Origin of the sequence: Amycolatopsis sp. M39, from assembly GCF_001651785.1 — a bacterium.
In the GTDB taxonomy this organism is placed as follows: domain Bacteria; phylum Actinomycetota; class Actinomycetes; order Mycobacteriales; family Pseudonocardiaceae; genus Amycolatopsis; species Amycolatopsis rubida.
This window is the reverse complement of the sequence record NZ_LWSF01000004.1, coordinates 640501-659104: the sequence shown is the minus strand read 5'-3', so window position 1 is coordinate 659104 and position 18604 is coordinate 640501. Positions and strand designations below refer to the sequence as shown.

General features: G+C 69.9%; 13 protein-coding genes and 2 pseudogenes. 11 read left to right on the top strand and 4 right to left on the bottom strand.

What is annotated here, in order from left to right; all coding sequences use genetic code 11:
* Positions 1-159: 159 nt before the first annotated feature.
* From A4R44_RS13655 to A4R44_RS13645, 3 genes are all read right to left on the bottom strand, one after another.
* Entirely contained in the window at positions 160-1701 is a 1542-nt protein-coding gene (locus A4R44_RS13655) for an NAD(P)/FAD-dependent oxidoreductase (protein ID WP_067579788.1), read from the bottom strand.
* 31 nt (positions 1702-1732) lie between these two features.
* A complete protein-coding gene (locus A4R44_RS13650) occupies positions 1733-2455 on the bottom strand; it encodes a maleate cis-trans isomerase (RefSeq protein WP_143132499.1) in 723 nt (240 codons plus the stop codon).
* 273 nt (positions 2456-2728) lie between these two features.
* Complete coding sequence (locus A4R44_RS13645; protein ID WP_067579786.1) at positions 2729-4120, bottom strand: MFS transporter; 1392 nt, start codon at positions 4118-4120, stop codon at positions 2729-2731.
* 152 nt (positions 4121-4272) lie between these two features.
* Between A4R44_RS13645 and A4R44_RS13640 the strand changes: the two genes are divergently transcribed.
* Positions 4273-5181 (top strand): LysR family transcriptional regulator, encoded by a 909-nt coding sequence (locus A4R44_RS13640; protein WP_202507106.1) that lies wholly within the window; start codon positions 4273-4275, stop codon positions 5179-5181.
* Here A4R44_RS13640 and A4R44_RS13635 read toward each other — a convergent pair.
* Positions 5175-5930, bottom strand: coding sequence for an SDR family NAD(P)-dependent oxidoreductase (locus tag A4R44_RS13635; RefSeq protein WP_093575207.1), 756 nt, complete (start codon positions 5928-5930; stop codon positions 5175-5177). The two genes, A4R44_RS13640 and A4R44_RS13635, sit on opposite strands and share 7 nt — an antisense overlap.
* Before the next feature lie 518 nt (positions 5931-6448).
* Here A4R44_RS13635 and menD point away from each other — a divergent pair.
* From menD to A4R44_RS13585, 10 genes and pseudogenes are all read left to right on the top strand, one after another.
* Positions 6449-8207, top strand: a pseudogene (menD, locus tag A4R44_RS13630) (2-succinyl-5-enolpyruvyl-6-hydroxy-3-cyclohexene-1-carboxylic-acid synthase).
* A 148-nt stretch (positions 8208-8355) separates the two neighbouring features.
* Complete coding sequence (locus A4R44_RS13625) at positions 8356-9084, top strand: SDR family oxidoreductase (RefSeq protein WP_198545268.1); 729 nt, start codon at positions 8356-8358, stop codon at positions 9082-9084.
* Between the two features lie 116 nt (positions 9085-9200).
* Complete coding sequence (locus tag A4R44_RS13620) at positions 9201-10604, top strand: MFS transporter (protein ID WP_157904860.1); 1404 nt, start codon at positions 9201-9203, stop codon at positions 10602-10604.
* A complete protein-coding gene (gene thpD, locus A4R44_RS13615; protein WP_067579782.1) occupies positions 10601-11509 on the top strand; it encodes an ectoine hydroxylase in 909 nt (302 codons plus the stop codon). Before A4R44_RS13620 ends, thpD (A4R44_RS13615) begins: the two co-directional genes overlap by 4 nt.
* A gap of 49 nt (positions 11510-11558) precedes the next feature.
* Positions 11559-12974, top strand: coding sequence for an aspartate aminotransferase family protein (locus A4R44_RS13610; protein WP_095213310.1), 1416 nt, complete (start codon positions 11559-11561; stop codon positions 12972-12974).
* A gap of 1 nt (position 12975) precedes the next feature.
* Positions 12976-13506 (top strand): diaminobutyrate acetyltransferase, encoded by a 531-nt coding sequence (gene ectA, locus A4R44_RS13605; RefSeq protein ID WP_067579780.1) that lies wholly within the window; start codon positions 12976-12978, stop codon positions 13504-13506.
* A 297-nt stretch (positions 13507-13803) separates the two neighbouring features.
* Entirely contained in the window at positions 13804-14142 is a 339-nt protein-coding gene (locus A4R44_RS13600; RefSeq protein WP_369805893.1) for an ectoine synthase, read from the top strand.
* Positions 14048-14311, top strand: a pseudogene (locus A4R44_RS13595) (ectoine synthase); the annotation flags it as partial. The gene A4R44_RS13600 and the pseudogene A4R44_RS13595, both read left to right, overlap by 95 nt.
* 63 nt (positions 14312-14374) lie before the next feature.
* Positions 14375-15277: an ectoine hydroxylase gene (thpD, locus tag A4R44_RS13590; protein WP_067579778.1), complete on the top strand. Its 903-nt coding sequence runs from the start codon at positions 14375-14377 to the stop codon at positions 15275-15277.
* A 361-nt stretch (positions 15278-15638) separates the two neighbouring features.
* On the top strand, positions 15639-18392 hold the full coding sequence (locus A4R44_RS13585; protein WP_067579776.1) for a BTAD domain-containing putative transcriptional regulator: 2754 nt from the start codon (positions 15639-15641) through the stop codon (positions 18390-18392).
* Positions 18393-18604 lie beyond the last annotated feature (212 nt).

Genomic DNA, 18604 nt, shown 5'->3' with positions numbered 1-18604 from the left:
AGGCGGGCGGCGTCGGCGACACCCGGGGGTGTCTGGTGGAGCGCTCGCCCGAGGACGGAGGCACCCGGCGCGTAGTCCCAGGCGGTGGGGACTCCGTGCTTTCGGGGCAGGTCGTCGAAGGCCGGGTAGCCGGTTGGCGGGATCACGGTTTCGCCGTGCCTAGGTCTCGGCCGGAACGTGGGGAGCGGCGGGCGGTTTCCGGGTTTGGTTCGGGCTTTCGAGCGGAGTGATGTCGTAGTCCTGCCATCGGGGGGTGGCGAGTTCCTGGGCGAATTCGGCGCGGGTGGAGGGGTTGTTCACGGGCACGCCGTGCCGGTCGAGGTACCAGCTGTGGCAGCCGCCGGTGCCCCAGACGGTGCGGCGCGCGCGGTCGCGGACCCGCTCGACCCAGTCGATGCTGACGTCGAGCCGCGGGGCGAGAGCGATGCGGTCTGCGCGGATGCGGTCGAGGCACTGCATGACGTAGCCGACGTCGATTTCGAGGATGGGGACGACGGAGCCGCTGGAGGCCGGGGTGTAGGGGCCGTTGAGCATGAAGAAGTTCGGCATGCACGGCAGGGCGACGGTGCGGTAGGTGGTGTAGCCCTCGCGCCAGAGCTCGTCGAGGGTGACCCCGTCCGCGCCGGTGAGGGAGAGGGGGCGCAGGAACGCGTGTGCTTGGAAGCCGGTGGCGAGCACGAGCACGTCGAGGGGATGGTGCCGGCCGTCGGTCGTGGTGATTCCGGTGGAGCTGACGCGGTCGAGGGGGCTGGTGACGACGGTGACGTTCCGGCGTTGCACGGTCCGGTAGAAGGCGGGCGAGTTGACCATGCGTTTGCACCCGGGTGCGTAGTCGGGGGTGAGCTGTCGTTTGAGGGCAGGGTCGGCGACGGCGTCGAGGCTGGCCTGTGCGCGCCGGTTGTAGGCGGTGCGGTCGCCGCTGGTGAGGACCCGGGTGGCTTTGGCGGTGGCGCGGGACAGGTGGCGGTAGTAGGCGCGCCCGGCGCAGGGGACGTGCGCCAGCGCCCAGCGAAGCCAGGTCGGCACGGGTTGGTTGGGCACGGTGAGAACCCATTGCGGGGTGCGCTGGAACAGGACGAGCTGGCGCGCGGCCGGGGCGAGGGCGGCGGTGATCTGGGTGGCGCTGGAGCCGGTGCCGACGATGCCGATGCGCCTGTCGGCGGTCGGGGTGTCGTGGCGCCATTCGGCGCTGTGGAACGCGGGACCGGCGAAGCTGGCGAGGCCTGGGATGTCGGGTGTGCGGGGGTGGTGGAGACGTCCGACGGCGGAGATCACGGCGTCGGTGTCGATGCTCGCGCCGTCGTCGAGATCGATCCGCCAGCGGTCCCCGAGCCAGCGCAGGCCGGTGACATGCGCGTGGTAGCGGATGTGGTGCGTGATGCCGTGCTTCTCGGCGACGCCGCGGTAGTAGGCGAGGATGTCGGCTCCGCTGGCGAAGCGATGCGTCCAGCCGGGGTTGGGCTCGAAACTGTAGGAGTACAGGTGGGCGGGGTCGTCGCAGGCGACGCCGGGATAGGTGTTGTCGCGCCAGGTTCCGCCCAGGGAAGCGGCTTTCTCCAGGACGGTGAACGCGATGCCGCGTTCGCGGAGCTTGATGGCGGCGAGAATGCCGGCGATCCCGGCGCCGATGACGACGACGCGGGGGGACGGTGTCTCGGTGCGGGCGGGTTCGGTGCGGTTGTGGGCAGCGTGCGGGGTCACGGGCGGCAAGGAACCTTTCGTGCGCGGACGGTCAGGACGCGAGCGGGGCGGCGGTCTGCCCGAGGCAGCCGATACCGGTGGAGGCGCGGGATCCGGCCAGGTGTGCGGCGTGCCAGACGGTGGCGTGGATCGCACTGATCACCGGTTTGCCCAGCGTGGCTTCCAGGTGCGGGATCGCGGTGCTGGTGTGGATGTTGGTTTCGGGGATCAGGACGGCCTGTGCGGCGCGCCGATCGCAGGCGAGGGCCATTCGGTGCAGGTCGGCCCCGGTGAGACGGTGGTCGTCGTCGGGCTGGCGGTCCCACCCTTCGCTGGTGTGGGCGGCAGTGCCGATGCCTGCCGCGTCGAGGAAGGCGACGAACCTGTCGGTGAGCTCGGCCCGGTAGACCGACGCGATCGAGACCCGGTCGACGCCGAGCGCATGGCAGGCGGCGACGAAGGCGGTGGCGGCGGTGGACACCGGGGCCGCGGTGCCGCGGCGGAGGGCGGCGAGCACAGGCTGGTCGCCGCCGGGGCCGCCGGCGAAGCTCACCGCGGTGCAGGCGTAGGCCACCGCGGCCGGGGCGATCTGCACGAACAGCCGTGCCGCGCTCGTGATGGCGGGATCGTTCGCGAGGCCGGCCGTCCGCTCGGCTCGGTCGGGCCGGAACCAGTCCGGATCGGGCCAGGGGAGCCGGGTGAGGTGCACGGACACGTCGGGAGGGGCGAAGCGGGCGAATTCTGCGTCGTAGACGCCGTTTTCGGGGTAGATCACGCCGATCCGCCGCGGTGCAGGGCGCCGGCGACCGTCTGGTTCGGGGGCCTGCGCGCCGGCGTCGGACGGCATGGCAGCTGCGCGTCTCGGGTGGTGGGAGTTCATGCTCTCAGCACAGCGCGGCTCTGCGTCGGTGTCCAAAACACAGTCTCCATCATGTGATTGGCGAGGCCTATGGCCGCTCGTCGCGGACCCGGCCCGGTTCGGAGCAGGTCTCGGCGCCGGTTCCCCGCCCCGAGGCGGAGACGAGGAACCGGCCGCAGGACGGGAGGTTCAGACGATTCCGGACTCGACGTGGGCGTGCCCGCTCCGAGCGTTGGGTTGGGGCTGGGCGGGGACGCCGGGCACGGAGCGGCCGCGGAGGGAGGATCCGACCGTTTCGGGGACGCGGAACAGCGCGATGCCGCCGACGACGCAGGCGGCCATCAGATAGAACGCGGGCATGAGGCTGTTCCCGGTGGCCTGTACGAGCGCGGAAGCGACGAACGGGGCGGTGCCGCCGAAAGCCGCAGTGGCCACGTTGTAGGAGGTGGCCATTCCGGCGTAGCGGACGTGCGTGGGGAACATGGCGGGGAAGGTCGCCGAGATGGTGCCCAGCTGCAGTACGTAGACCAGTCCCAGCACGGTGAATCCGACGACGGCGAGGCCGAATCCTTTGCCCATGAGCCAGAACATCGGCGTGGCGAGCACGAACATCCCGCCGAGGGAGATCCACCAGCTGGGTTTGCGGCCGATGCGGTCGGACAACGCGCCGGCGAAGGGGATGACGACCAGCATGCAGGCCTGGCCGATGGTCATGAGGGTCGAGGTCTGCCCGCTGGTCAGGCCGATGGTCTTGCGCAGGTAGGTGGGCATGTAGGAGATGTAGGTGTAGGCGGTGATGTTGAGCGCGATCACGATGCCGGCCATGCGCAGCATGGTTTTCCAGTGGTGGCGCAGCAGTCCGGGCAGGACCTGCCGTGCGTTCTCCTCGCGCTCGCCCGCCTCGGCCAGTTCCCGGAAGACCGGGGTGTCTTCGACGCGGCGGCGCAGATACAGCCCGACCAGGCCGAGGGGCAGGGCGAGGAAGAACGGGATCCGCCAGCCCCAGGCCAGCATCGCTGCGGACCCGAGCGTCTCGTTCAGGATCAGCGTGAACAGCACGCCGACGGTGATCCCGGACAGGGTGCCGAATTCGAGGAAGCTGCCCCAGAATCCGCGCTTTTTGTCGGGGGCGTACTCGGCCATGAAGGTGGCCGCGCCGCCGTATTCTCCGCCGGTCGAGAAGCCTTGGACCACGCGCAGCGCGACCAGCGCGATCGGCGCCCAGACGCCGGCGGTGGCGTGAGTGGGCAGCACCCCGATCAGGAATGTCGCAACGCTCATCAGCACGATCGTCGTCGACAGCACGCGATTGCGGCCGATCCGGTCGCCCAGCGGCCCCCAGATCATGCCCCCGAGGGGACGCAGCACGAACGACACCGCGAAGACCAGCAGCGTCGCCGCGGTGGCGTAGGGCCCGGGGAAGAAGTTCTTGCCGATTTCCACGGCGACGTAGCCGTAGACGGCGTAGTCGTACCATTCGGTGGCGTTGCCGATCGCTGCGGCGGCGACCGCGCGCCGCAGGGCTTTCCGGTCGACGGCGTCGGGATGCGGACCGGAGCGGGGGCCGGTGGCGTTGTCCATGGGAACCTCCTGTGACGACGGTGTCACGTGAGTGAGCGACGTAGGCTTGTGCCGGTGGTGACCAACGGTGATGGCTAAGCACAACAGGCGGGCGGGTCACAGGTCCAAGACAGCGGCTGCATCGCAGCATTGGTTTGTCCTATAGTCCCTGTATGCGTCCAGCCGTGGATCTCAGGCGATGGTGGTATTTCGCGGTTCTGGCCGAGGAAATGAACTTCACCCGGGCAGCGCAGCGGCTGTTCATTTCGCAGCCGTCGCTGAGCCAGCAGATACGGGTGCTGGAGCGGGAGTTCGACACCGCGCTGCTGGACCGCGACGGCCCGCGGTTCCGGCTGACGGAGGCCGGGCGGGTGGCCGCGGAGGAGGCACGGCGCCTGCTGGAGAAGGTTGACCGTGCGCAGGCGAAGGTCCGCGCCGCCGGGCGGGGCGAGACCGGCCGGTTGCGGGTGGCCCACACCCGCTCGGCGCCGGGGCCGCGGGCGAGTGCGCTGGTGGCGGCGTTCCGGCGGTGCCATCCCGAGGTCGCGATCGAGGCGGAGACCGGCTGGACCAGCCGCAACGTCGAACAGCTGGAGTCCGGTGAGATCGACGTGGCGTTCGTGCGCCCCCCGATCGACAGCGCGCTGCTGGAGGAGGTGATCGTCGACGAGGAGGAAATCCTCATCGCGCTGCCCGCCGCCCACCCGCTCGCGGAGTTCGAGCGGCTGGAGCGGCGGCAGCTCGCGGGCGAGCCGGTGGTGTTCTGGTCGCGTGACAACGGCCCCGGTTGGTACGACCAGATCCGCGAGCAGGTTTGGCCCGGGCATCAGCCTACGGTCGTGTGGGAGGAACCGGATGACGAGCAGTTGCTGCATTCCGTCGCCGCGGCGGCCGGAATCGCGGCGGTGCCCGAACACCGCGCCCGGGGCTTGAACGTGGCCGGGGTGGCCTTGCTGCGGCTGGCCGATCCGGTGCCGCGCACCCATCTGGCGCTGGCCTATCGACGCGGCGAGCACAACCCGCTGGTGGCCAACTTCGTCGCGCTGGCCCGTCGCGAGCCGGCCGTGCCGCCGGGTCAGTAGGTCGCGCGGCCGCCGGAGAAGTCGAAAACGAACCCGGCGGTGTAGGAGCAGGCGTCGGAGGCGACGAACGCGACCAGTTCCGCCAGTTCCGCCAGCTCTCCGGGCCGGCCCGCGGGGGTGCGGGCCAGCAGGGCCTCGACCAGAGCGGGGTCGGCGGCGCTCGTCCGCATGGGCGTGGCCATGATGCCGGGCGCGACCGCGTTGACCAGCACGCCGCTGGCCGCGGCTTCCTTGCCCAGCGCCTTGGTCAGCCCGATGACGCCGGCTTTGGCCGCCGAATAGGCCGTCTCCCCGGGGTTGCCTTCCTTGCCGGCCATCGAGGCGATGTTGACCACGCGGCCGCGGCCGCGGGAAATCATCCCCGGCAGGACCGCGCGGCAGCAGTGGAACGTCCCGCAGAGGTCGACCTGGACGACGTCGTGCCAGACCCGGAGGTCGTAGTCGGCGATCGCCATCGGCGGGCACGTGATGCCGGCGCTGTTGACCAGCACGTCGATCTCGCCTGCCCGATCGGCGGCGTCGCGGACCGCGGCCCAGTCGGTGACGTCGACGACGGCGATGGTCACGTTCCCGCGCGGCAGAAGGCGATCGAGCGCGTCCTTGAGCAGTTCCTCGGATCGGTCCCAGATCTCGACGCGCGCGCCGCCGGCCAAAAGCCGCGCGGCGACGGCGAAGCCGAGCCCGCTCGCCCCGCCGGTCACTACCGCGGCAGTGCCGCGCGGTCCGGTGCCGGACATTTTCCCGCTCATGTTGTTGCCTTCCGCACGGCCGCCTGATCGGGCAGGCGGCGACTACACGCATCGTGCGCGACGCGGCCGCGGCACGCCATGCCCTCGCGGGCGCTCGGCCAGAGCGATATCCGCTGATGCCATAGGAAGCGCTTATCGTGACCGGGACCCCGCTATCCGAAAAGTGCAAGACCCACCATTTTCGAAATGGTGCGAAAACCTAGCCGGGCCCTCGCCGGGTTTTGCGGAATGCGATGCCTTTTCGCGGTTCTGCCGTCGATCCCGTGGCGCGAGCGGAGCTGTCTCGTCCACCTTGCGCAGACGTGGCACGGTCCTGCTCGCTTGCCGAAAGCGCAGGTGAAAGGCGGATTCCCGGCGAGCTGGATGCCTGAACCCAGGAAATGCAAATTGCAGATCGCAAGTTTCACCCGGATGGAGGTGGGAGAGCGCGGGTTTCGCGGGCAGACTGCACTTATCTCGATTTAGGCAATGGATATCGGGTCGAAGTGTCTCCGGGATTACGACGTGGGAGTTTTCGGGTGAATCCTGCAATTGCTCAGGCCGACGTGATCGTCGACGAGCTCGTCCGATGCGGGGTCCGGCAGATGGTCCTGTGCCCGGGCGGGCGCAGCGCACCGTTGGCACGGGCCTTGCACCGCGCGGACGCGGCGGGGCGGTTGGAACTGCACGTGCGAGTGGACGAACGCTCGGCCGGGTTCCTGGCGCTGGGGCTGGCCCAGGGCTCGGGAAGGTCGGCCGGGATGGTGTGCACGTCCGGGACCGCGGTGGCGAATCTGCATCCGGCTGTGCTGGAGGCCCATCACGCGCGCGTCGGGTTGGTGGTGCTGACCGCCGACCGTCCCCCCCGAACTGCACCACACCGGGGCCAGCCAGACGATCGAACAGTTCGGGCTGTTCGGGGCCGCCGCGCGAGCCATCGGGTTCCCGGTCGCCGAGCGCCGGGACGGGCAGAATCCCGTCTGGCGGGATCTGGTGTGCCGCGCGGTGGCGTGGGCGGGCTCGGGTGTCCCGGTGCAAGTCAACATCCCCTTCCGGGAGCCGTTGACGCCGCTGCCGGACCGCTCGTGGTCCGACGACCTGTGGGGTCGTCCCGACGGCCGGCCGTGGACGACGCTGCCCGAGCAGGAGATCGTGACCCGCAGCCGTGCGGAGGTGGACCTGCCCGCGCGCACCCTCGTGGTGATGGGTTCGGGCGACCCGCAGCGGGCGCGTGCGGTCGCCGAGGTGGCGGCGAAGGCCGGATGGCCGGTGATTGCCGAACCGACCGCGATGGCGGCCGCGGCGCAGACCGGGGCCGGCGTGCTGCGGTGCGGGGTGTTGCTGCTGGCCGGCGGTGAACTGCCGGCAGGAGTCCGCTATGTCCCGACGCCGCTGCGCCCGGACGCGGTGCTGCTGGTGGGCCGCCCGACGGTGTCGCCGGACGTGGGGGCTGTGGTGGGCGGGGACGTGCCGGTGTTCAGCGTGGACGCCGTTCCCGAGTGGTCGGATCCGGCGCACACGGTGAGCCGGGTCGAAGAGTGGCTGGACGTGGAAGACGTGCCGTGCGCCGAGGAACCAGACCCGAAATGGCTCGCGGTCTGGCAACGCGCGGACGCCGCGGCCGCGGCGGTGCTGGACAAGGAGCTCGACGCCGAGACGGCGCTGACCGGGCTCCGCGCGGCTCGTGACCTCGTGGCGGCATTGCCGCCGCAAGCGGTGCTGTTCTTGGGCGCCTCCAACAGCATCCGCGACGTGTACATGGCCGCGGCGGCGCGCGAGGACATCGCGGTGTACGCCAACCGCGGCACGGCGGGGATCGACGGCAACGTCTCCACGGCGATGGGGCTTGCGCTCGCACTCAACACGCCCGAGGGCGCGCGTTTCCCGTGCTACGCCCTGATCGGTGATCTGACGTTCGTGCACGACTCCAACGGGCTTTTCCTCGGCCCGGACGAACGCCGCCCCAATTTGACCCTGGTCGTGCTCAACGACCGCGGCGGCGGGAACTTCTCCCTGCTGCCGGAAGGGGCTCCCGAATACAAGCAGGGTTTCGAGCGGGTGTTCGCCGCGGCGCACGACACCGACTTGGTCGGCCTGTGCGCGGCACACCACGTCGCTCACACCGCGATCGAGTCCGCAGAGCAGTTGCACGCGGTGCTGCGAGGGCCTGCCCCGGTCGGGCTGCGAGTCGCGGAGGTGCGCACGAACCGGGCTGCGCTGCGCGGGCAGCACATGCGCTTGCACAAGGCGCTCAACTCCGCTCTCGCCGGGATTCTCAACGCGGCGCTGGCCTACTAGGCCGCCCCGCAGCGCCCGTGCCGCCGTACGTGTCCGGCTGCGGGCTTCCGTCGGCGCGAGATCGAGCGGGCGGATCCGCACCGGGGCTCGCGGAGCACGACCGAGCGTGTCGGGCGCCTTGGCAACGACGTCGGCAAAGGGGGCAACGGTGAACGGTTCGATGCGGGTTTTGGTCACGGGCGCCAGCAAAGGCATCGGACGGGAAGTGCTGCGCCGGCTCGGCAACGAGGGTTACCGAGCGGTCGGAGTGGCCCGTACGGCGCCGCCCGATCTCGGGGCCGGCGAAGAGTTCCGGATCTGCGACCTGACCGACCTGGTCGCGACGCGGACGTTGTTGCAAGACCTGCTGGCCGAGGGCCCGTTCTACGGATTGGTGAACAATGCGGCGGTCTATCCGGCGGCCGCGCTGGAGGAAACGCGCGCCGAGGAGGTTCGCGCCGCGGTCGAGCTGCATCTGGTGACCGCGCTGGTCTGCACTCAGGAACTGGTGCCCGGGATGAGGGAATGCGGGCGCGGCCGGATCGTCAACCTCTCGTCTCGCGCCGCGCTGGGCAAACCGCATCGCACCGCCTACGCCGCGTCGAAGGCCGGCGTGATCGGGATGAGCCGTACGTGGGCGCTGGAGCTGGCGGCGGCGGGCATCACGGTGAACGTGATCGCGCCCGGCCCGGTCGACACGGCCTCGTTCCGGGACGCGAGCCCGCCCGAGTCCTCCGGAACGCAGGACTTGATGCGAGCGATCCCGTTGCAGCGAATGGGCCGCCCCGAGGAGATCGCGCACGCGGTCAGCTTCCTGCTCCACCCGAGCGCCGGTTTCATGACCGGTCAGACGCTGCACGTCGACGGCGGCCTGACCACCGCCGCGGCGGGCCGGTGATCGCGCTCCCGAACCTGGCCGGGGACGGCGGCATCCCCTCGCCCGGCAAAGACCCAGAGGACTGTGCACGTGCGATGTGGACGAGACCGGAGAAACCGAAGACCCACGATCACACAGTGAACTCGACCGGCCCCGCCCGCGCGGCGCGGGTCGGAGCGGCCGGCACCCTCGCGGTCCTGCTCGCGGTATTCGTGATCATGCTGGACACCACGGTGGTGAACCTGGCAGTGCCCGACATCCGGCGGGACCTGCGCACGACCGGAGCGGGCGGGCAGTGGACGGTCAACGCCTACAACGTCGCCATCGCGGCTGTCCTGCTCAGCGCAGGCGCACTCGCCGACCGGCTGGGCCCGCGCCGCGTATTCGCCGCAGGCCTGGCCGTATTCGCCCTGGCGTCCGCGGCCTGCGCGCTGTCTCCCACCGCGGCGGCGCTGATAGGGGCGCGCGTGCTGCAGGGGCTGGGCGGTGCCGCGGTGATGGCCTCGGGCCTCGCGCTCGTCGCGGCTCTGCACCCAGCAGACGCGGCGCGGACGCGGGCGTTGGCGTGGTGGGCCGCGGTCGTCGGAGCCGGCACCGTGCTGGGCCCGTGCGGCGGCGGCCTGCTGCTGGAGAGCCTCGGATGGAGAGCGGTGTTCTGGCTCAACATCCCGTTCGCCGCAGTGGCCCTCGCGGTGCTGGCGATCCGCGTTCCGCCCGTCCCCGGACGGGCACGGCCGCTTGATCCGGCCGGACAGGTCGCGGCCGCCGCGGTATTGACCGCCACCGCGTTCGCGGCCACCGCCGCCGGAAACCGGGACTGGAGCGCGGATTTCGTCGTTGCGGTCGGCGCAGCCGGACTAGGCCTGGCCGCGCTCGTCGTGACCGAGCGCCGTGCACGAGCACCGATGCTGCCGCCGCAACTGCTGGGCGCTCGCGCATTCCTGGCGCCGATCCTGCTCGGAGGGCTCCTCAGTTTCGGCGTGTACGGCGGCCTGTTCGTGCTGTCGGCGTATTTCCAGCTGAGCCGGGGGCTGCCGGTCGCGGCCGCCGGCCTGGCGATCCTTCCGTTCGCTGCCGCCGCCGCGCTGGCCGCACCGCTCGCGGCCCGGCTCGCCGGCCGCTGCGACGCGCGGCAGGTGCTCGCCGCCGGGCTGATTTCTCTCGCCGCGGGCGCGGGTCTCGTCGCTGCTTGCGCGTCGTGCCCTCAGTGGTGGCCGGTCGCCACGGCCGAAGCACTGTTGGGCATAGGCCACGCGCTGCTGCAGCCCGCCCTCACCGCCGCGGCACTGCGGGCCGCGGGAAGAACCCGAACCGGCACGGGCAGCGGCGTGCTCGCTGCCACGCGGCAGACCGGCTCGGTGCTGGGCGTCGCCCTCCTCGGCGGCCTCGTCGCCGATCCGGCTGCCGCCGGGCGCGGCACCGGCGCGGCATTCGCAGTGATAGCGACGATGTTCGCGGCCGCAACCTTGCTTCATCTCGCCGTGGCCGGCCGTCCGGTCCGCCAGCGTTCGTCGCCAACCACGAAGGAGGACAACTCATGACCCGCGCTGCCTCTGCGCTCGCCGACCCGTACAGAACCCGCATTCTCTGCCCGTCCAGCCCCGTTCACCGTCGCGACCCGGCGGTGTGGACAGGCCCGGGCGCCCCGGTCCGGCCGGCAGACGCCGCTGCCTTGACTGCCCACAGCGCGGACGGATACCACGTCGTCGACGAACTGCTGTCCCCGGCAGAGGTCCAGACCTACTGGAACGAGCTGGTCCGGCTCTCGAACGACGAGAACCTCGCTGCCGACGAGCGGGTGATCGCGGAAAAGAAAACCGGTGAAGTCCGCTCCATCTTCGAAGTCCACAGGATCAGCCCGCTGATCGCCGAGTTGGTCCGCGACCCGCGCGTTCTCGACCGGGCGCGGCAAATCCTCGGCTCAGACGTGTACATCCACCAGAGCCGGGTCAACTACATGCCGGGGTTCAAGGGCACCGGGTTCTACTGGCACTCGGATTTCGAGACCTGGCACGCCGAGGACGGGATGCCCCTGCCGCGTGCGGTGAGCTGTTCGATCGCGCTAGCCGACAATTACGCCTTCAACGGCGGGCTGATGGTGATGCCGGGCTCGCATCGCACCTTCGTGCCGTGCGTGGGAGAGACGCCGGCGGACAACTACAAGAACTCGCTGCAGGAACAGGAGATCGGCGTACCTGCCGAACGGGACATCGCCCGCCTCTGCGGCGTGCACGGCATCAAGCAGTTCACCGGACCGGCCGGTTCGGCGCTGTGGTTCGACGCGAATCTGATGCACGGCTCGGGCAGCAACATCACGCCTTTCCCGCGCTCGAACATCTTCTTGGTGTTCAACAGCGTGGAGAACGCACTGGTCGAGCCGTTCGCAGCGACCGCGGCACGGCCGTCGTTCATCGCCAGCCGCGACGTCGTCCCGATCACCCGCTGACGTGACGCGCTCACGCGCGCCTGGTCTCTGTTCATTGGGAGAAGGACCTGTGACCGCCGTTTTCGAAGAGCTCGAATCAGAAGTCCGCAGTTACAGCCGGGGTTGGCCGGTCGTCTTCGACCGGGCGCAGGGCAGCAGGCTCTACAGCGAGGACGGCAAGGCCTACCTCGACTTCTTCGCCGGTGCCGGTGCGCTGAACTACGGGCACAACAACCCGCATCTGAAGAAGGCGCTTGTCGACTACATCCAGCGTGACGGCGTGACGCACGCGCTGGACATGTACACCGTCGCGAAGCGGGATTTCCTGGAGACGTTCAAGGAGAAGATCCTCGCGCCGCGCGAGCTGGACTACAAGGTCGTCTTCCCCGGTTCCGGCGGTGCGAACGCGGTGGAGGCCGCGCTGAAGCTGGCGCGCAANCTGGACATGTACACCGTCGCGAAGCGGGATTTCCTGGAGACGTTCAAGGGGAAGATCCTCGCGCCGCGCGAGCTGGACTACAAGGTCGTCTTCCCCGGTCCCGGCGGTGCGAACGCGGTGGAGGCCGCGCTGAAGCTGGCGCGCAAGGTGACCGGGAAGGAATCGGTCATCAATTTCACCAACGCGTTCCACGGCATGACGCTCGGCGCGTTGTCGGTCACCGGCAACTCGATGAAGCGCGGGGCCGCGGGCATCCCGCTGGTGCACGCGACGCCGATGCCGTATGACCAGTATTTCGACGGTGCGATGCCGGACTTCATGTACTTCGAGAAGCTGCTCGAAGACTCCGGCAGCGGCCTGAACGAGCCCGCCGCGGTGATCGTGGAGGGCGTGCAGGGCGAGGGCGGCATCAACGCCGCGCGGCTGGAATGGCTCAAGGGCCTCGACGGCCTGTGCAAGCGGCACGGCATCCTGCTCATCCTCGACGACGTGCAGATGGGCTGCGGCCGCACCGGCCCGTTCTTCAGTTTCGAGGACGCCGGCATCTCGCCGGACATCGTGTGCCTGTCGAAGTCGATCGGCGGTTACGGCCTCCCGATGGCGCTCACGCTGATCAAGCCGGAGCTGGACGTCTGGGAGCCGGGCGAGCACAACGGCACTTTCCGCGGTATCAGCCCGGCGTTCGTCACCGCGACCGAGGCGCTGCGCGTCTACTGGAGCGACGACGAGCTGGAGAAGTCGACCAAGGCCAAGGGGGAGCGCATCGCGAGCACCTTCAAGGACCTGGTGGAGACCTACCCGGAGGCGAATCTCGTCGCGAAGGGCCGCGGCCTGGCGCGCGGTCTCGAATTCGGCAGCGGCGAGCTGGCAGGCGCGGTTTGCAAGGCGGCCTTCGAGCGCGGCCTGTTGATGGAGACCTCCGGTCCGGACGGCGAAGTGATGAAACTGCTGCCCCCGCTCACCCTCACCGACGAGGAACTGAGCGACGGGCTCGCCGTCCTCGCTGCCTCGGTCAGCTCCGTCCTCGTCTCTCGCCGGAAGGAGTGACATGCCGGGACAACACACCATCGCGCCGCCGGTCCTCGCCGACGCGGCCGCGCTGTGGCGGCTCGCGCGGGATTCTCGCACTCTGGACCTCAACTCCCCGTACGCGTACGCATTGTGGTGTCGGGACTTCGCCGGGACCTCGGTCGTCGCGAAAGCGGAGGGACGGATCATCGGATTCGTCACCGGCTATCGCAGGCCGTCCTCGCCGGACGTCGCGATGGTGTGGCTGGTCGCGGTCGATCCCTCCCAGCGTCGCAAGAACCTCGCGGCCGCGATGCTCGACGATCTGGTCGCTCGGCTCGTGCGCGACGGCGTGCGCTACCTGGAAACGACGATCGCTCCGGGCAACGACGCCTCGATCCGCCTGTTCGCCTCGTTCGCCACGCGCTGGAACGCACCCGTGGGCCGCACCGGGTTTCTCGCGCCCTCAGACTTCCCGTCCGAAGTCGGCGCGCACGAACCCGAGGAGCTGTACCGGATCGGGCCACTGGCACACGACAACGTTCACGCCACCGTGCGGATGAGGGCATGACCCCCGTGCTGGCCCGGGCGCGCGCGGACCGGCGGCCCGGCCCTTGGCCGGGCGTGCCGAGGTTCTTCTCCCGCGCTGAAAGGCAGGTTTCTGTGCTGGTCCGCACGCTCGACGAGATCACCGGCACCGACGCTGACATCAAGACCGAGAACTGGCGAAGCAAGCGCATCANTGATGAAACTGCTGCCCCCGCTCACCCTCACCGACGAGGAACTGAGCGAGGGTCTCGCGATCATCACCGAGTCCGTCGCCGCCGTTCTCAAGTAACCACCCGAAGCACAAGAAGGAGCCCGTCACTTGCTGGTCCGCACGCTCGACGAGATCACCGACACCGACGCTGACATCAAGACCGAGAACTGGCGAAGCAAGCGCATCATCCTCGCGAAGGAGGGCGTCGGCTTCTCGGTGCACGAGACGACGCTGTATGCGGGCACGGTGAACGACTTCTGGTACGCAAACCACATCGAGGCGGTCTTCATCACCTCGGGCGAGGGCGAGATCGAAGACCTCGCCACCGGTGAGGTGCACCAGCTCAAGCCGNGCGGGCACGGTGAACGACTTCTGGTACGCAAACCACATCGAGGCGGTCTTCATCACCTCGGGCGGGGGCGAGATCGAAGACCTCGCCACCGGTGAGGTGCACCAGCTCAAGCCGGGCACGCTGTACCTGCTGAACGACCACGACAAGCACCAGGTCCGCCCGAAGACCGAGATCAAGTGCGTGTGCGTGTTCAACCCGCCGGTCACCGGCCGCGAGGTGCACGACGAGAACGGGGTCTACCCGCTCGTCACCGAAGACTCCTGAGCCTGCGCCGCTCCCACCACCACAAGAAAGAAGAAACGCCAGAAGAACAGGAGGCGAGCCACTGTGACGATCATGGACACCCGGGTCAACGATGGTTACCCGACCCGGATCACCGGTACGCCGGAACACCTTCCGCGCGTGCACCCCACGGTGTGGGGTACCGAGGCTGACGGCCCGATCGACGCCGCGACCCTGGCGAACCACGACGCCAGGGGCTACACGGTCGTGGACGGACTGCTCTCGCCCGGTGAGGTCCAGACGTACTGGCAGGAGGTCGTCCGGCTGTCGTCGGACGAGACGCTGCGCGACGACGAACGCGTGATCACCGAGGCGCGGACCGGCGAGGTCCGGTCGATCTTCGACGTGCACGAGATCTCCGGCCTGATCGCCGAACTGGTGCGCGATCCCCGGGTGCTCGACCGGGCGCGGCAGATCCTCGGCTCCGAGGTCTACATCCACCAGAGCCGGATCAACTACATGCCGGGCTTCAAGGGCACTGGTTTCTACTGGCATTCCGATTTCGAGACCTGGCACGCGGAGGACGGCATGCCGTCGCCGCGTGCGGTGAGCTGCTCGATCGCGCTCACCGACAACTACCCGTACAACGGCGGGCTCATGGTCATGCCGGGTTCGCAGCGGACGTTCGTGCAGTGCGTCGGCGAGACCCCGGACGCCAACTACAAGAGCTCGCTCAAGGACCAGCGGGTGGGTGTGCCGACCAACGACGACATCACCAAGCTCGCCGCGGACTGCGGCATCGAGCAGTTCACCGGTTCGGCGGGTTCGGCGCTGTGGTTCGACTCGAACATCATGCACGGATCGTCGAACAACATCACGCCGTATCCGCGTTCGAACATCTTCCTGGTGTTCAACAGCGTGGAGAACGCGTTGCAGGAGCCGTTCGCCGCGAGCGCGCCGCGGCCGTCGTTCATCGCGGGCCGCAACTCCGCGCCGATCACGCGGTGACCAGCGTTACCTTCGCCAACCGGCGGGTCGCTCGTAACGAAGAATGTGCGCCCTGTTACGTTGTCGCCACCTCGCAGCTCGTCTGCGGAGGCATGGTTGTCCGCGGCGGTCCGGGTTCTTGCTCGGGGTGAGCCCCCCGAACCGCGGGCGGACGGCCGCGATGCACGGGTGGACCGCGCCCCCTGGCGGCCCGGCCGACGATCATTGAGTCCGGCCCCGCACCATCAGATCGGGACTGATGGTGCGGGGCCGGACTCGTCTGTTCAGGGGAGAAATTCACGAAAGAGCGGTTTCTGCGGGCTGCCGCTGACGGTAAGTTGACCTGTCTGGCTGGGGGTGAGCCTGGGAGGTGCGCGCGAGCATGGCCGATGGCGGCGCACGGGTCGAACTGCTCGGCCCGGTGCGGCTGCTCGACGGCAGCCGCGCGGTTCCCGTCGGCGGTCCCGGGGTGCGGGGACTGCTGGCGCTGCTCGCGCTGCGCGTGGGCAAGGTGGTGCCGCTCGAAGAGATCATCGACGCGCTGTGGGGCCACGATCCGCCCGCCACCGCCCGCACCATCGTGCAAGGCAACGTGTCGCAGCTGCGCAGGCTGCTGCGGGAGATGGCCGATCCGGTCGCCGAGATCAGCACCCGTCCGCCGGGTTACCAGCTTTCCCTCGCGCCGGACCGGATCGACGCGCATCGGGCACGGGCGTTGCTGGACCAGGCCGCGCTGGAATCGCCGGAGAGCGCCTCGAAGCTGCTCGCCGAAGCTCTCGCGCTGTGGCAGGGACCGACCCTGTCCGGTGTGCCCGATTCGGTACGGGCGCCCGAATTGGACGAGTTGCGGCGCGCGATCCGCTACGCCCGGGTCAACGCGGATCTCGACCTCGGCCGGTACGACGAGCTGATCGTGGAACTGAGCCCGATCGTCCGCGCCGACCCGCTCGCCGAACGCATCGCCGGACAGCTGATGCGCGCGCTCTACCACGCCGGGCGGCGCGGGGAAGCGCTCAAGCTGTATCGCACCGTCTCGCGGGCCACGCTCGGCTCGCTCGGCGTCGAACCCGGCGCGGATCTGCGCTCGCTGCACGAGCGGGTGCTCAACGACGACCTCGCCGCGCACGAGAGCGCGGTTCCGGAGCAGGCCGTCGCGCCGTCTCAGCTGCCGCCTGCGCTGCCGACGCTGGCCGGGCGCGAGGCGGAGGTGGAATGGCTCGACGGGCTCGCGGAACGCGGCGACAGCACGGTGATCGTGTCGGGCACCGCCGGGGTCGGCAAGAGCGCGCTGGTCATCTGGTGGGCGCACCGCGCGGCCCGGCTGTTCCCGGACGGGGTGCTGTACGCGGCGCTGCAAGGGTTCGATCCGCATCAGCCGCCGCTGGAGCCGGGCGATCTGCTGTCGCAGTTCCTGCTCGGGCTGGGCGTGCCCGCGGACGAGGTGCCGGAGCAGGTGCACGAACGCGTCGCGCTGTACCGCTCGCTGATCGCCGGGCGGCGGATGCTGGTGCTGCTCGACGACGCGCGTTCGGCCGAACAGGTGCGTCCGCTGCTGCCTCCGGGCGCACGGTCGATGACGGTGGTGACCAGCCGGTCGCGGCTGGAGGCGCTGGCGGTGTCGCACGCGGCGAAGCTGCGCGTGCTCGGCACGCTCGCGCCGGCAGCCGCGGTGAGCGTGATCGAGGAACTGGCCGGGCCCGCGGACTTCGACCTCAACCACGCGCTGGCCCGGCTGTGCGGCTACCTGCCGCTCGCACTGCGGATCGCCGGGGCCCGGCTCGCCGCGAGTCCACAATGGACACTCATGGATCTCGTCGGGGAGCTGGGAAACGAACGTACCCGCCTGGCCGGACTGGACGTCACCGGAGCCGACGACGGCGTCCGGGCCGCATTCGACGTCTCGTTCCGCGGCCTGCCGGACGGACTGGCCCGGACGCTGCTGCGGCTGGGCGCGGTGCCCGCCCGGCACACCGGTCCGCACCTGACGGCGGCCATCGCGGAGATCCCGGTGGAGCAGGCCCGCCGCGAACTCCGCACGCTGGCCGCGCACAACCTGATCGCCGAGACTTCGCGCGACGCTTTCGCCCCGCACGACCTGGTCCGGCTGTACCTGCGGGAGCTGGCGGAAACCGAACTGGACCCAGCCGAACGCGCGGCGGTGCTCGACCGGGCGGTCCGCTACCACCAAGCCGCCTCGGACACCGCGCGGCGGAAGATGCTGCGCATCGTCGACCCGCTCGACCTCGCCGGCCTCGTGCCGCCGGACGCGCTGCCGCCGCTGGGAACCTTCGCCCAAGCCCAGGACTGGTTCGCCGCCGAATGGCCGAACCTGCTGGCCGTACTCGACGCCGCCCACGCCGACGGCCGCTACGCCGATGTCTGGCGGCTCGCCCGCGTCGCGCACACCTACCGGGTCGTCTGCCCGCTGTACGAGGAATGGATCCGGCTGGTCGAGCTGGGCCTCGCCGCCGCCGAAGCCGCGGACGAACCGCTTGGGCAGTGCTGGATGCTGATCTCCCGCTGCGCCATCGCGCTCACCTTCGAGCTTTCCCAGGCCAGCATCGCCGACGCCGAACGCGCGCTCGGACTGGCCGCCCAGCTCGACGGTCGCTCGCTCATCGTCGCGAAAATCCACCTCGGCAGCGTGCTGACCCTGCTCGGCCGCTATTCGGAGGCGATCGAACGGCTGCTGGAAGCGGTCGCGGAGACCGAACGCACCGGTGATCTCGAACTGCGCGGCCAAGCGCTCAACAACTGCGCGGAGACGGAGAAGCGCGCGGGTCGTCCGGCCGAGGCGATCACGCATCAGCTGGCGTCGCTGGAGATAGACCGCGAACTCGGCGATGACAGCTACGCCGTGGTTTCGCTGAACAACCTCGCGGAACTGCATTTGGGTATCGGCGACCTGGAAGCCGCCGAACGGTACGCGAGGGAGGCCGTGACGCTGGCTGTTGCGCGGCAGTTCGACCTGCAGGAGGGCATCTTGCGGGTGACCTTGGCGCGGATCCTGCGCGGCCAGGAACGGATGGAGCCAGCGCGGGAGCAGTACCGGCGGGCGGTGGCGCTGTATGAGCGGATGAACCCTCGGCAGGTCGAGGACTTGCGGAAGGAAGCGGCCGAGGTGGGGGATCGGTAGCGGTCGGCGGCCCGTTCTCGCCTCCGGACCTGAAGACAAGCTCACCCGAGCATCAATCGGATATTTCGCCCTGCGTTGGCGTGGCGGCGGCAACCCCCGGAACGGACGCCGAGCGGGCAAGAACCCGTCGGCCCGGAGTGAGCGGACAGTCGCCCGGCCCGGCTCTTGTACAACGTTCAGCTGTGTTTTCGCAGGTCGACGTGGTAATAATC